The sequence below is a fragment of the Bacillus sp. F56 genome (genome assembly GCF_001748205.1).
Taxonomy (GTDB): domain Bacteria; phylum Bacillota; class Bacilli; order Bacillales; family Bacillaceae; genus Bacillus; species Bacillus stercoris.
The window spans coordinates 1-12,823 of the sequence record NZ_BDFC01000010.1; the positions used below are offsets into that span (position 1 = coordinate 1).

Below are 12,823 nucleotides of genomic sequence, written 5' to 3' on the forward strand. Positions count from 1 at the left end.
AGCCAGCCGGTCCATGACCATTTCTCCAACGAATTCGCTCTTCACCTCAGAGCAGCCTTGATTGCGAAGTTCTTTTTCAATATCAAAGCACATGTCTTCAAGCGTTTTGAGTGAAACAGGCCTTTTTTCGCATGCTTTTATGAGGCCGCGCAGCATTTTTTCTCTGCTGAACTCCTCACGCACACCTTCTTTTTTCACAACGATGAGCGGGGTTTCCTCCACTTTCTCAAAGGTCGTAAACCGGTAGTGGCAGGATTCACACTCGCGTCTTCGGCGAATCGATTTTCCGTCATCTACAGGCCGTGAATCAAGGACTCGCGTTCCGTTATGCTGGCATGAAGGACATTTCAATAAAATCAGCTCCCAACTATATCGTTCCCTGCAATGTATTTTCGGCAGCCTCCGCCTTTTGTGACAGCATCTGTCGGGAGAGCCGTTGTTCAATATGTTTCTATAGCATTAGGTGGTTTGTGAAAATCTCCTTCTTATTTTACAAAAAAAATGAAAAAAGAAAAAGCTGACACTCTCGTTTCTTTATAAAAATAAAAGGAGCATAAGCTAAAAAGCGCATAATGGCCTTCTAGCTTTAGCTCCCTTTGTGTTCGCATTTACTTTATAGTACTTTCGCTTGCGCCTGTTTAATTTGTACAGGCCCCATTCCTCTCGGTATTTCAATGTTTTCTCTTGTATCAGCATGTAATGCCTCTGCGATGTAATCAGCAGCAACATTAGGATCTAAGTCTCCACAAGTATAAACATCAATGCTCGCATATCCGTGCTCAGGAAAACTGTGAATCGTTAAGTGTGATTCAGAAATAATCACAACTCCGCTTACGCCTTGCGGTGCAAATTTGTGAAATGCAACCTCGCGCACCTCAGCACCTGATTTTAGAGCAGCATTTACAAACGTTTTTTCAATAAAATCCATGTCATTCAGCTTATCAAAATCGCATCCCCATAGCTCGGAGATAACGTGACGCCCCATTGTTTCCATAGTCATGGACCCCCCTTAACAAGAATTAAAAAGTGAAATTCCAACAACTGGGTCGGCCATTTACCACGGGGGAAAGTTAGTCCGGAGAGGTCCTAACCCTTTAAGTAATTCCGAAACAGTCTCAAGCAAGAAGTTCACGAAAAATAGTATACTGTGTTTAAGTCTAATTTGCAAGGTGCGTTTTTTTAGAAATATGCTGTTAAGGGTTTTTTCTTTAAAATGTGTCCATGACCTTATTTTATACAGCAGACGGATGTTTCATTCGTGCCGCTACATGGCGGATCAAATCAACAACTCTGCAGGAGTAGCCCCATTCGTTGTCATACCACGCCAGCACCTTAACTTTTCTGTCTTCCATTACCATTGTTGTAAGCCCGTCAATGACCGCTGAATGCGGATTTGTATTATAATCGGTCGATACAAGCGGTTCATCTGAATAATCAAGTACACCGTACATCGACGTTTTGGCAGCGCGTTTAAATGCCTCGTTTACGTCTTCAGCCGTAACATCTGTTTTCAGATCAACTACGAGATCAACCAATGAGACGTTCGGAACAGGGACACGCAAGGCGAGGCCGTGAAGCTTTCCTTTCAGATGCGGCAGCACAAGCGAAAGCGCCTTTGCCGCTCCTGTTGTCGTCGGAATGATGGATTCACCGCAAGCCCGCGCCCGGCGCAAATCTTTGTGCGGGTTATCAATATTTTTTTGGTCATTCGTATACGCATGGACTGTGGTCATCAGCCCCCTCTCAATGCCAAACTCTTCATCCAGCACTTTTACAACAGGCGCAAGACAGTTTGTCGTGCATGACGCATTTGAAATAATCACATGGCGCTCAGCGTCGAATTGGTCTTCATTTACCCCCATCACAATGGTAACGTCTTCATTTTTTCCCGGAGCAGTCAAAATGACTTTTTTTGCGCCCGCTTCTATATGGCCCATCGCTTTATCTTTTGAATTAAACTTCCCTGTTGCTTCGACGACTATGTCAATATCATATTCCCGCCAAGGCAGCTGTTTTGGGTCACGGCTGTTTAACAAAAGCACTTTCTTTCCATTTACGATCAGGCTGTCTTCACCAGCCACAACCTCTTTATCGTATCTGCCGTGAATTGTGTCATACTTTATTAAATGAGCCAGCGTTTCTGCGGAATAGCTGGCGTTAATGGCCACTATTTGAATTTGATCGTCTAACATCGCTTTTCTGAAAACCATTCTTCCGATTCTTCCAAACCCGTTGATCGCTACTTTTACCTTCATGTTGGACACCCCTTATCAATTATGCCATCCTAATATGTTACTATCTAAAATTAGTATAACACATTAAAACGAATTCGCCAGTACATATTGATAAAAATCAACGATTATAACGCTAATTTATGATACATCATATGTTTTCTTGCACAAAATATCAGGCGTAAAGCCAAAAAAGCAGCCAGCGCTCTGCACTGACTGCCTTCATGCTTATGATTCCTGTTTCAACTTATCATTGAGCACACTTTCTTCTAACACAGAAAAAGTATCTCCGTACACTCTGTTAATATGATTCGCTCCCCAAGCACACAGCATATCTAAAATCCCTTCTAAGCTGCGCCCGTATTCGCTGAGCTCGTATTCCACTTTTGGAGGAACCTGATTATAAACGATCCGGTTAATGACACCGTCCGCTTCCAGCTCACGCAACTGCTGGGTCAGCATCTTTTGCGTGATGTTGGGCATCAGGCGCTTTAATTCACTCGTGCGTTTTTTTCCGTGCGTCAGATGGCATAAAATCACGCATTTCCACTTCCCGCCAATCACTTCGAGAGTCGCTTCAACAGAAATGTTATATTTTTTCTTCTCCATACAATCCATTCTCCTTACAGGCACCAAAAAGTGACTATAGCACTTAAAAGTACGTACTTTTCTTTCCTAACGATATGTTTCATAATCACATTTGCCGGCTGATTTGAATCTGCTCTTTTTTATTTATATAGCTTACTCAGCAGAATTTCAATCATACAACACACATACAAAGGAGGAACATCATGACTTCAGCCAATAAAAGCAGTATTCCTGCACTCCTGGCTTTGGCCGTAAGTGCATTCGCGATAGGGACAACCGAATTTATCAGTGTCGGCCTTTTGCCGCTCATTGCTGATGACCTGCATATTCCAGTCACAACAGCGGGATTGACTGTTTCCCTTTATGCACTCGGCGTTACATTTGGGGCACCTATATTAACTTCATTGACCTCAAGCATGTCTCGTAAGACACTATTGCTTTGGATCATGTTTATTTTTATTGCCGGTAATACGATGGCAGCAACCGCTTCAAGCATCGGGATTTTATTAGCAGCCCGTGTGATATCGGCATTTTCACACGGTGTGTTTATGTCAATCGGTTCGACAATCGCAGCGGATATTGTCCCGGAGAATAAAAGGGCCAGCGCGATTTCGATTATGTTTACCGGCCTTACTGTGGCAACTGTAACCGGAGTTCCTTTCGGCACATTTATCGGCCAGCAGTTCGGCTGGCGTTTTGCCTTTATGGTCATTATCGCCGTCGGAATCGTTGCTTTTATTACAAATGGCATTCTTGTACCGTCCAAATTACGAAAAGGGACAAAAACAACGATGCGGGATCAATTGAAGCTTGTGACAAACGGCCGGTTATTGCTTTTATTTGTCATTACAGCTCTTGGGTACGGAGGAACATTCGTTGTATTCACATATCTGTCTCCCCTGCTTCAGGAAGTAACAGGCTTCAAAGCCGGAACTGTTGCAGTGATTCTGCTCGGATATGGAATCGCTATCGCTATCGGAAATATGATTGGCGGAAAGCTGTCTAACCGAAATCCGATTGCCGCTTTATTCTATATGTTTATCGTACAGGCAATCGTTCTATTTGTACTGACATTTACGGCCTCATATCAAGCAGCAGGCCTCATCACCATTCTCTGTATGGGATTGCTGGCCTTTATGAACGTGCCCGGCCTTCAGGTGTATGTCGTCATGCTGGCTGAGCGTTTTGTCCCGAGTGCAGTTGACGTCGCATCCGCGATGAATATCGCTGCCTTTAATGCAGGGATCGCGCTTGGCTCATACCTTGGTGGTGTGATCATCGATTCAATCGGATTGATTCATACCGCTTGGATAGGCGGATTAATGGTGGCCGGAGCAGTTATTTTAACAGGCTGGAGCTGCTTGATGGAAAAACGGGATCGGCAGGAAGCCTGACAATTTTAGAGGAGGAAATAAACATGACAACACATTTACAAGCAACAGCAACACTTCATAATGGGGTAAAAATGCCTTGGTTCGGCCTCGGCGTCTTCCAAGTGGAGGAAGGATCTGAACTGGTAAACGCAGTTAAAACTGCCATTGCCCACGGGTACCGCAGTATTGATACTGCAGCTATCTATGGAAATGAAGCTGGAGTCGGAGAAGGGATTCGGCAGGGCATTGAAGAAGCAGGCATTTCAAGAGAGGATCTATTTATTACATCGAAAGTATGGAATGCTGATTTAGGCTACGAGGAAACACTCGCCGCATTTGAAACAAGCCTGTCAAAACTCGGTCTGGATTATTTAGATCTATATCTCATCCACTGGCCTGTAGAAGGAAAGTATAAAGATGCTTGGAAAGCGCTTGAAACGTTGTATAAAGAAGGCCGTATCAAAGCAATCGGCGTAAGCAACTTCCAAATTCACCATCTTGAAGATCTGATGACGGCAGCTGAAATTAAGCCAATGATTAACCAAGTGGAATTTCATCCGCGCCTCACACAAAAAGAATTGATAAGTTACTGCCAAAATCAAGGCATCCAGATGGAGGCTTGGTCACCTTTGATGCAGGGGCAACTGCTGGATCACCCTGTATTGGCTGACATCGCTCAAACATATAACAAATCTGTCGCGCAAATTATTTTGCGCTGGGATCTGCAGCATGGCATCATCACGATTCCAAAATCAACGAAGGAACACCGCATTAAAGAAAATGCAAGTGTCTTTGACTTTGAATTAACACAGGATGACATGAACCGAATCGATGCCCTGAATGAAAACCTGCGCGTCGGCCCTGATCCGGACAACTTTGATTTTTAATGGCAAAAAACACCGTTCATATTGAACGGTGTTTTTGTATTATGCCCAGCTGTTGATGATGTCATCAAGCTGCCTTTTGGTCTCTTCGAGCGTGCCGCTGTTATCGATGACTTGATCTGCTCTTGCTGTCTTTTCCTCTAAGGGCATTTGCGAGCGAATACGGCTGACTGCTTCTTCTTCCGTCAGCTGATTGCGCTTCATCAGACGTTCCAGTTGGAGCTCTTTTGTCACACTGACCACAATAATTTTATCAACCAATGATTCCAATTTGCTTTCGAACAAAAGCGGGATATCCAATACAACAAATGCCTCCCGATTTGCAATGGCCTCATCACGGCGCTTGAGCATTTCCTGCCTGACTGCGGGATGAACAATTGCATTTAAGGCGAGACGCTTTTGTTCATTTGTAAATACCAGCGCTCCAAGCTTTTTTCGATCTATATCGCCATTTGAGAGCAGGATGTCTTTACCGAATTCGTCAATGATTTGCCGGTAGGCCGGCATCCCTTTTTCTACCGCTTGTTTTGCAATGATATCTGCATCTATAACTGTTATTCCTTTTTCAATCAGCATATTGGCTACCGTGCTTTTGCCGCTAGCTATTCCTCCCGTTAAACCAATGACTAAGGTCAAGAGATCCACTCCTTTTTACAATTTCCAGAGCCCAATCGTGATCAGCAGAAGCCCTGGCAAAAACGCCATTTTATCGATCCATTTCCACTTAGACAAAAAATGGCCGGCATTGATTCCGATTGATACAAACAGTGAGCTCATGATTGCCACGGCGATGCTCATCACAATCGGTGAAAAACCGAGAATGGCTGCGCCTATACCTGCCCCAAAAGCATCAATCGATAAGGCAAATCCCAATAGGACCGCCTCAATTCCATTGATCACACCCGATTTGTCGATATCCGCACTCATCGGTTTTCTCAAAATATGAATCACAATCCCTAATGACCGAACCTCTAAATTAAGCAGCGTTTTTTCATGCAATAGGTATTCTTTGTCTTTCGCCGGTTTGAAAAATTGATACAGAACCCACGCACCAATTCCGACCAATATCAAACCGCCAAGCTTCTCCGTCACATATACAGGAAAAAACTTTGTGAGAAAGCTTCCGATCAGCATGGATATAAACATGACAGCACCGGAACAGCAGGCGATAACCAAAATCGCTTTAAACGGTATTTTCATTTTTCTCAATCCGTACGTAAATCCGACTGAAAAACTGTCCAAGCTGACAGCCAACGCCAGCAGCAGTATAGAAACCATTTGCATATCCGTTTCTTCCTTTCTGTTGGTGCTCTTGTATCAGATGTGAAATGCCCGGGATTCATCACAATCATATATATGGGAAAGTGAAAAATCCGTGTTTCAAAAATGGCATCCTCTATTACAGAGTTACTGATATATGCACCGACAGCTTGGACGATGAAGCTTTATGCTGCTATTTTTTCTGGCACTTTGCGCAAAAATGCGTGCCTCTTCCTCCGACGACGATTTTCGAAATCATCGTACCACAATTTTTGCATGGCTTGTCTTTTTTTCCGTACACAAAATGCTGCAGCTGGAACATTCCGATTTCCCCTTGGGAGTTGATATACGAGCGGACTGTGCTGCCGCCTGCATCAATCGCTTCCTGCAGGGTATTTTTGATTTCAGCGTGAAGGGTTTTGATTGTCTGATATGATAATTGATTTGCTTTTGTCTCGGGATGGACACCCGCTCTGAAAAGAGCCTCGTCCACATAAATGTTCCCTAGTCCGACGACCGTTTTTTGATCCAGCAGGGCAGTTTTGACAGCACGGTTTGTTTTGGCAAGCTGTTCTTTTAAATATGCACTCGTAAATTCTTCTGCATCCGGCTCCGGACCTAACTGAGAAAGCGGGAGCTCGCCCGCCTCTTCTCCCGGTTTAAATAAGTGCATGGTTCCAAACTTCCGAACATCTCTGTAACGGAGCTGGGTTCCATCCGTCATCGTAAATATGACATGCACATGTTTATCGTCTGGCTCCTCCGCTTGATGAAGCCCGTATTTCCCTTCCATTCGCAGGTGGGAAACCATGACATAATGATCTAAATGAAACAGCAAAAACTTTCCCCGTCTTCCGATAGACTGTATCGTTTCTCCTGCTAGATTTCGCGCAAATTCCTCCGGTTCGGCAGGCCGTTTGATGATATTCGGCCATCTGATCTCTACCGATTTGATTGTTTTTCCCTTTACAAGCCCGGTCAGAGTGCGCCGGACCGTCTCAACCTCTGGTAATTCCGGCACATCCATCACTTCCTATCTCTGTTTATTTCGCATCGTACCAAGATGGGCCTGATGCAAAGTCCACCTTTAACGGCACATCTAATGCAAGCGCATGCTCCATTACTTCAGGAACAAGCTTTTCAAGAATTTCAATTTCTTCCTGCGGCGCTTCAAAAATCAATTCATCGTGTACTTGAAGCAGCAGCCTTGCTTTCAGCTGTTTTTCTTTCAGCTTGGCAGCCATGTCAATCATAGCTTTTTTGATGATATCAGCGGCGCTTCCTTGAATCGGTGTATTCATGGCCGTCCGCTCCGCAAAACTGCGAATATTAAAGTTTCGGCTCGTCAGCTCAGGAATGTAGCGGCGTCGATGCATAAGTGTTGTTACGTACCCTTTTTGCTTCGCGTCCTGAACTGAATCTTCCATGTACGCTTTTACGCCTTGGAAGCTTTCCAGATAGCGGTCGATAAATGCACCGGCTTCCTTTCTGGTGATGCCGAGGTTCTGTGACAGACCGTAATCACTGATGCCGTAAACAATGCCAAAGTTGACCGCTTTCGCCTGGCGCCTCATCGCAGATGTTACTTCATCCTCAGCAACATGGAACACATCCATTGCCGTTTTCGTATGAATATCCATATCGTTTGTAAAAGCTTCGATAAGATTTTCATCCTTTGAAATATGGGCAAGCACCCGCAGCTCGATTTGTGAATAATCGGCTGCAAAAATGAGCCAGTCTTTTTCAGACGGCACAAAAGCTTGGCGAATTTTCCGTCCTTCCTCAAGCCTGATCGGAATGTTTTGCAGATTCGGATCAGTCGAGCTGAGACGGCCAGTTTGCGTTAAGGCCTGATTAAAGCGCGTGTGCACTTTATGCGAATCAGGTCTCGTCACCTTTAAAAGCCCTTCGATATATGTTGATTGAAGCTTGCCAATTTGTCTGTACTGCAAAATATAGTCGACAATATCATGCTTGTCAGCCAGCTTTTCAAGCACATCGGCAGACGTAGAATAACCTGTTTTCGTTTTCTTTACGACAGGAAGGCCAATTTTTTCAAACAAGATGACGCCGAGCTGTTTCGGCGAATTGATGTTAAACGGCTCTCCCGCGATCTCATGGATTTTTTCTTCATATTCCTTCAGCTTCGCACCCAGTTCTTCACCCATCCGTTTTAAACGGTCAACATCGACCTTGACGCCAGTTGATTCCATTTCTCCAAGAATAAGCGCAAGAGGCATTTCAAGCTCTTCAAACAGCTCAAGCTGATCATTGTTTTCCAGCTCCTGAACAAGCTTTTCCCGAAGGCTTTGAATCGCTAACGCTTTTCGGCCAAGGTGCTCAGACAGTACGTCTTCTGACGGCACTGCCCGTTTTGCCCCTTTGCCGTAAACTGATTCATCGCTCGAAACGATATGCAGGCCATAATCCTTGGCCACACTCGCCACGTCGTCATATGAATTGCCCGGGTTGATGATATAGGACGCAAGGAGCGTATCAAACTCAGCACCCTTTAGCTCAATGCCCTGCCAGCGCAAGGCAACAACAGCCCGCTTGCTGTCGAAGACCCATTTCTTCTGCTCGTCATTTTCCACCCATTCTTTAAACACCTCAGACTCAACGGCAATGTCTTTCGGAATGAAATAAGCTCCCGTTTCATTTACGATCGAAAATCCGAGAATCGGCTCTTCATGATAATTATCGCCAATCTGTTCAACGACAAATGCAGATGGAGAAACCAATATGCCGCTGGTTACGTCTGTAACGATTTCGACATTAATGTCTTCTAACGACTGATCCTGCTCCGCTTCTGCACTGTCTTCCCCAAGCCGTTCAAGAAGCGTGTTGAAGCCAAGATCTTTAAAGATGGCAATGACCTGTTCACGGTTAAAGCCTTGATATTCCAGGCCGGAAACAGATACCTCAATCGGAGCATCCGTCATAATCGTCGCAAGCTCCTTGCTCATCAATGCTTGATCCTTAAATTCCTCAAGCTTTTCCTTCAATTTCTTTCCGCTCACCTCGTCAATGGACTCCAGCAGCTTTTCAACGGAATCAAATTGTTTTAAAAGCTTAATCGCAGTCTTTTCTCCGACGCCGGGCACACCCGGGATATTATCTGAGGAATCGCCCATCAGACCCTTCATGTCAATGATTTGTTCAGGCGTAAGCCCGTATTTCTCTTTGACATGCTCCGGTGTGTAAAATTCAACATCGGTAATTCCCTTTCTCGTAATGGCAACTGTCGTGTTGTCCGTTGCCAGCTGGGTTAAATCCTTATCTCCTGAAAAAACCTTTACTTCAAATCCGTCTTTTTCAGCCGATTTGGCCAGTGTACCGATAATATCATCCGCTTCGTATTGTTCCAGTTCATAGCGGCTGATCTGGTAGGCATCAAGCAGCTCGCGGATAAACGGCATTTGTTCGGAAAGCTCAGGCGGGGTTTTCTGTCTGCCGCCTTTATATTCTTTAAATGTGCCGTGACGAAATGTTGTTTTCCCGGCATCGAACGCAACCAGCATATGCGTCGGTTTTTCATCCTCAAGCATTTTCATCAAAATCATCGCAAAGCCGTATACAGCATTTGTATGAACACCTTTGTCATTGCTTAACAGCGGCAATGCAAAAAACGCCCGGTAAGCCAGACTGTTTCCGTCTACAAGCACTAATTTTTTTCGTTCCGTCATTCAATTTCCTCCTAAGAAGCCTCACGCTTCCATTCATCTCTTACATAGTCATTAGCTCCTCTTATTTTAACAAAGTTCAATTTGAAAGGAAAATACGTGAACTATAAGAGAACACACAAAAAAGGACGGGAACACAAATAGGTTCCCGCCGTCAAAATTGGCTCCTTGGATGAAGGGGTTCTACTACATCCTACCAGCATAGGTTTAACAGTGCATGAAGATATTGTTAAACCTTTGTAAACATTAGGCGGACTTTTCAGCGGCCCGTTTCAGCGTCACGGTAAAGACAGTTCCCCGTCCAGGCTCGCTTGTGACATCAATTTTCCCTTCATGAGCCTCTATTAAATGCTTCACAATCGCAAGGCCCAGCCCGGTTCCCCCCGAATTCCTGCTTCTGTCTTTATCTACGCGGTAAAAGCGTTCAAAGATGCGCGGAATTTCTTCTTTCTGAATCCCGATTCCGGAATCGGCGACCTCAATCTGAATGTCTTTTTCTCTGGGCTTTACATTGATAGCCACTGAGCCCCCCTCAGGCGTGTAGGTTAACGCATTGTTTACGAGATTAAGAAATACCTGTTTCAGCCTGTACGGATCACCTGACACATATTGAGGGTCTTTCGGAATATTCAGTTGCAGGGAGATGCCTTTCTCATCCGCCTTATGCTTCAGAAGCGTTTCAATCTCACCAAGCATTTTGGCCGGCTCAAACGTATCGATACTGAGCGTGAAATTTTGCTGCTCGATTTTTGAGAGATCGAGCAAATCCTGAACCAAAGACTGAAGTCTTTCGCTTTCCTTAAGAATAATAGAGAGAAATTCAGAAAGCGCCTCTTTGTCATCCATCGCCCCATCCAATAACGTCTCCGTAAACCCTTTTATGGACGTAATCGGCGTTTTCAGCTCATGAGAAACATTGGCCACAAAATCCTTCCTCATCTGCTCTAATTTCTTCGTTTCTGTCATGTCATGGAAAACGAGCACAATTCCTTTCCATTCATCGTCCGGCCCCATAATCGGAACGCCGTCCACTTCAAAATAACGCCGTTCTATTTTGATCGGAAGTCTTAACAGCTTGCATTTCTTTGTCTCCGTCATAAAAATATCTTCGACTAGCTGGATCACTTCTTCATGTTCAAATGCATCGTGATAAAGACGGCGCAGCATCTGATTCGGATTGATATGAAACTGCTTGGCGTAAGACCTGTTTACAAGATTAATAAAGCCTCTTCCGTCGATCATAATCAGTCCGGAGCCAATGTTTTCAATGACTGTCAGCAGCCGATCCCGCTGCATTTCCTGCGTTCGGGTCATTTCCATCAGATCAATGGCAAGGCTGTTCATCGCACGTCCAAGCTTATCAGAGCGTCTGATATAGCCGCCGTACGTCCGTGCATCATAGTTCCCCTTAGAAAGTTCTGTGGCTACATTTGTCGCTGCTTCTATTGACTTTTTATAACGTGAGGTCATGCTGGAATAAAAATAAACAATGACGATAAATGCGGTACAAAGACTGGCCGTCAGCATCCCCCACAATTCGCCTTTCAAGCCGTCGCTTTTTTCAGAGGCGGAAAGCAGCACATATCCTGTTTTTTCACCTTCGCTTCTAAGTGAAAGTCCGTAATAAAGCTTGTTATCTGCTGTTGAAAGAATCCCCTCATGGCCAGAAACAAGCGCCTGCACCTTTTGGGAATCTGCCGCTCTCCCGTTTGACCCATACAGCACCTTACCGTCTGTAGCAATAACGGCTGCACTCACATCAAGCGCATCGCCTGCATCTTTAATGATTTTCTCGTTTGCTCGATCATTTAGATTGCCGGCATCAAGTAGCGAAGCCATGTATTTTGCTTCTTTTTCAATGTGTTCCTCTGCTTTCCTTTGACCAGATGTTTCGAAGAGCTGCTGTAAAAACAGCCCGAGGACACAAAACACCAGAATCAAACAGACAACGAATACAGAAAAAAGGCGCACACGGTTTTTATTCATTCATTTTTGGCTCCTCCAGTTTATACCCCAATCCCCTAATCGTTTTAATATAGATCGGTTTTTTGGTATTATATTCAATTTTGTCGCGAAGATGGCTGATATGCACATCAACTATTCTCGTATCTCCGGCAAAATCATAATTCCAGACTGCGCTCAGCAGCAGATCTCTTGTCAGAACTCTGCCTTTATGTCTGCCTAAATAAAGCAGCAGTTCGAATTCTTTCGGTGTCAGTTCAAGCTGATTTTCTTTAAAGTACGCTTCATAATGATCAGGCAGGATTTTCAGATCGCCAATTACGATCTGGCCTTCCATGTCATCGTTCTTCATTTCACTAGAGGGCGCAGCCATTTCCGAACGCCTTAAAATCGCTTTGACTCTCGCATTTACTTCCCTTGGACTGAACGGCTTGGTCATATAATCGTCAGCACCAAGCTCAAGCCCTAATACTTTATCGAATTCCTCATCCTTCGCTGTCAGCATTAAAATGGGAAACATCAGTTTTTGCTGTCTCAGCTGCTTGCAAACTTCGATTCCGTCCAGTTTTGGAAGCATCACATCAAGCACAATCAAATCAGGTTTCTCTGTTTCCGCTTTTTTGAGTGCTTCTTCCCCATCCGAGGCGGTAATAACATCATAGCCTGACCGTTCCAAATTGTACTGTAAAAGAGTAACAATAGATTCTTCATCATCTACAACTAAAATTTTCTTGTTCATGCTGTGCCTCCAGTATTATAATTCCCCGACATCCTATTTCTCTATTTTATGTCATCTTAACATGTTTCATGATTTTATTTTAGCGAAAGCAGGACATTCCGAC

General features: G+C 44.4%; 11 protein-coding genes and 1 pseudogene. 2 read left to right on the top strand and 10 right to left on the bottom strand.

Translation table 11 applies throughout. From position 1 onward, the window contains the following. The 4 genes from nrdR to BFW96_RS17005 all read right to left on the bottom strand — a co-directional run. Positions 1 to 351 (bottom strand): transcriptional regulator NrdR (gene nrdR / locus BFW96_RS16990; protein ID WP_069840104.1); only part of this gene is annotated, 351 nt, incomplete at its 3' end. Between the two features lie 262 nt (positions 352 to 613). Continuing rightward, complete coding sequence (gene speD / locus BFW96_RS16995; protein WP_003223584.1) at positions 614 to 994, bottom strand: adenosylmethionine decarboxylase; 381 nt, start codon at positions 992 to 994, stop codon at positions 614 to 616. 238 nt (positions 995 to 1,232) lie between these two features. Beyond that, positions 1,233 to 2,255 carry a glyceraldehyde-3-phosphate dehydrogenase gene (locus BFW96_RS17000; protein WP_069840105.1) on the bottom strand — a complete coding sequence of 341 codons (1,023 nt, stop codon included), beginning with the start codon at positions 2,253 to 2,255 and terminating at the stop codon, positions 1,233 to 1,235. Between the two features lie 204 nt (positions 2,256 to 2,459). After that, a complete protein-coding gene (locus BFW96_RS17005) occupies positions 2,460 to 2,840 on the bottom strand; it encodes a winged helix-turn-helix transcriptional regulator (protein WP_003229458.1) in 381 nt (126 codons plus the stop codon). A 182-nt stretch (positions 2,841 to 3,022) separates the two neighbouring features. On the opposite strand from BFW96_RS17005, the gene BFW96_RS17010 reads away from it, so the two are divergent. Together BFW96_RS17010 and ytbE are read left to right on the top strand one after the other, a co-directional pair. After that, positions 3,023 to 4,213 (top strand): MFS transporter, encoded by a 1,191-nt coding sequence (locus BFW96_RS17010; RefSeq protein ID WP_069840106.1) that lies wholly within the window; start codon positions 3,023 to 3,025, stop codon positions 4,211 to 4,213. Positions 4,214 to 4,236: 23 nt separating this feature from the next. After that, positions 4,237 to 5,079, top strand: coding sequence for an aldo/keto reductase YtbE (gene ytbE, locus BFW96_RS17015; RefSeq protein WP_069840107.1), 843 nt, complete (start codon positions 4,237 to 4,239; stop codon positions 5,077 to 5,079). A gap of 39 nt (positions 5,080 to 5,118) precedes the next feature. Here ytbE and coaE read toward each other — a convergent pair whose 3' ends face one another. From coaE to phoP, 6 genes and pseudogenes are all read right to left on the bottom strand, one after another. Further along, positions 5,119 to 5,712: a dephospho-CoA kinase gene (gene coaE / locus BFW96_RS17020; protein WP_069840108.1), complete on the bottom strand. Its 594-nt coding sequence runs from the start codon at positions 5,710 to 5,712 to the stop codon at positions 5,119 to 5,121. 15 nt (positions 5,713 to 5,727) lie between these two features. Further along, positions 5,728 to 6,378, bottom strand: a pseudogene (gene ytaF / locus BFW96_RS21290) (sporulation membrane protein YtaF); the annotation flags it as partial. Positions 6,379 to 6,529: 151 nt separating this feature from the next. Next, on the bottom strand, positions 6,530 to 7,357 hold the full coding sequence (gene mutM, locus BFW96_RS17035) for a DNA-formamidopyrimidine glycosylase (RefSeq protein WP_083252918.1): 828 nt from the start codon (positions 7,355 to 7,357) through the stop codon (positions 6,530 to 6,532). A 22-nt stretch (positions 7,358 to 7,379) separates the two neighbouring features. Further along, complete coding sequence (gene polA, locus BFW96_RS17040) at positions 7,380 to 10,022, bottom strand: DNA polymerase I (protein WP_069840110.1); 2,643 nt, start codon at positions 10,020 to 10,022, stop codon at positions 7,380 to 7,382. Positions 10,023 to 10,265: 243 nt separating this feature from the next. Next, the gene (gene phoR / locus BFW96_RS17045) at positions 10,266 to 12,005 is read right to left on the bottom strand and encodes a sensory box histidine kinase PhoR (RefSeq protein WP_069840111.1); all 1,740 of its coding nucleotides are present in this window, start codon (positions 12,003 to 12,005) and stop codon (positions 10,266 to 10,268) included. After that, positions 11,998 to 12,720: a two-component system response regulator PhoP gene (gene phoP / locus BFW96_RS17050; RefSeq protein WP_014664941.1), complete on the bottom strand. Its 723-nt coding sequence runs from the start codon at positions 12,718 to 12,720 to the stop codon at positions 11,998 to 12,000. The genes phoR and phoP overlap by 8 nt, the downstream gene beginning before the upstream one ends. Between the last annotated feature and the right edge of the window lie 103 nt (positions 12,721 to 12,823).

What these genes read in the sequence shown, in the direction of transcription:
- BFW96_RS17000 (WP_069840105.1), bottom strand. Translation starts at nt 2,255, where the DNA reads ATGAAGGTAAAAGTAGCGATCAACGGGTTTGGAAGAATCGGAAGAATG.
- ytbE (WP_069840107.1), top strand. Translation starts at nt 4,237, where the DNA reads ATGACAACACATTTACAAGCAACAGCAACACTTCATAATGGGGTAAAA.
- BFW96_RS17010 (WP_069840106.1), top strand. Translation starts at nt 3,023, where the DNA reads ATGACTTCAGCCAATAAAAGCAGTATTCCTGCACTCCTGGCTTTGGCC.
- BFW96_RS17005 (WP_003229458.1), bottom strand. Translation starts at nt 2,840, where the DNA reads ATGGAGAAGAAAAAATATAACATTTCTGTTGAAGCGACTCTCGAAGTG.
- phoR (WP_069840111.1), bottom strand. Translation starts at nt 12,005, where the DNA reads ATGAATAAAAACCGTGTGCGCCTTTTTTCTGTATTCGTTGTCTGTTTG.
- polA (WP_069840110.1), bottom strand. Translation starts at nt 10,022, where the DNA reads ATGACGGAACGAAAAAAATTAGTGCTTGTAGACGGAAACAGTCTGGCT.
- phoP (WP_014664941.1), bottom strand. Translation starts at nt 12,720, where the DNA reads ATGAACAAGAAAATTTTAGTTGTAGATGATGAAGAATCTATTGTTACT.
- speD (WP_003223584.1), bottom strand. Translation starts at nt 994, where the DNA reads ATGGAAACAATGGGGCGTCACGTTATCTCCGAGCTATGGGGATGCGAT.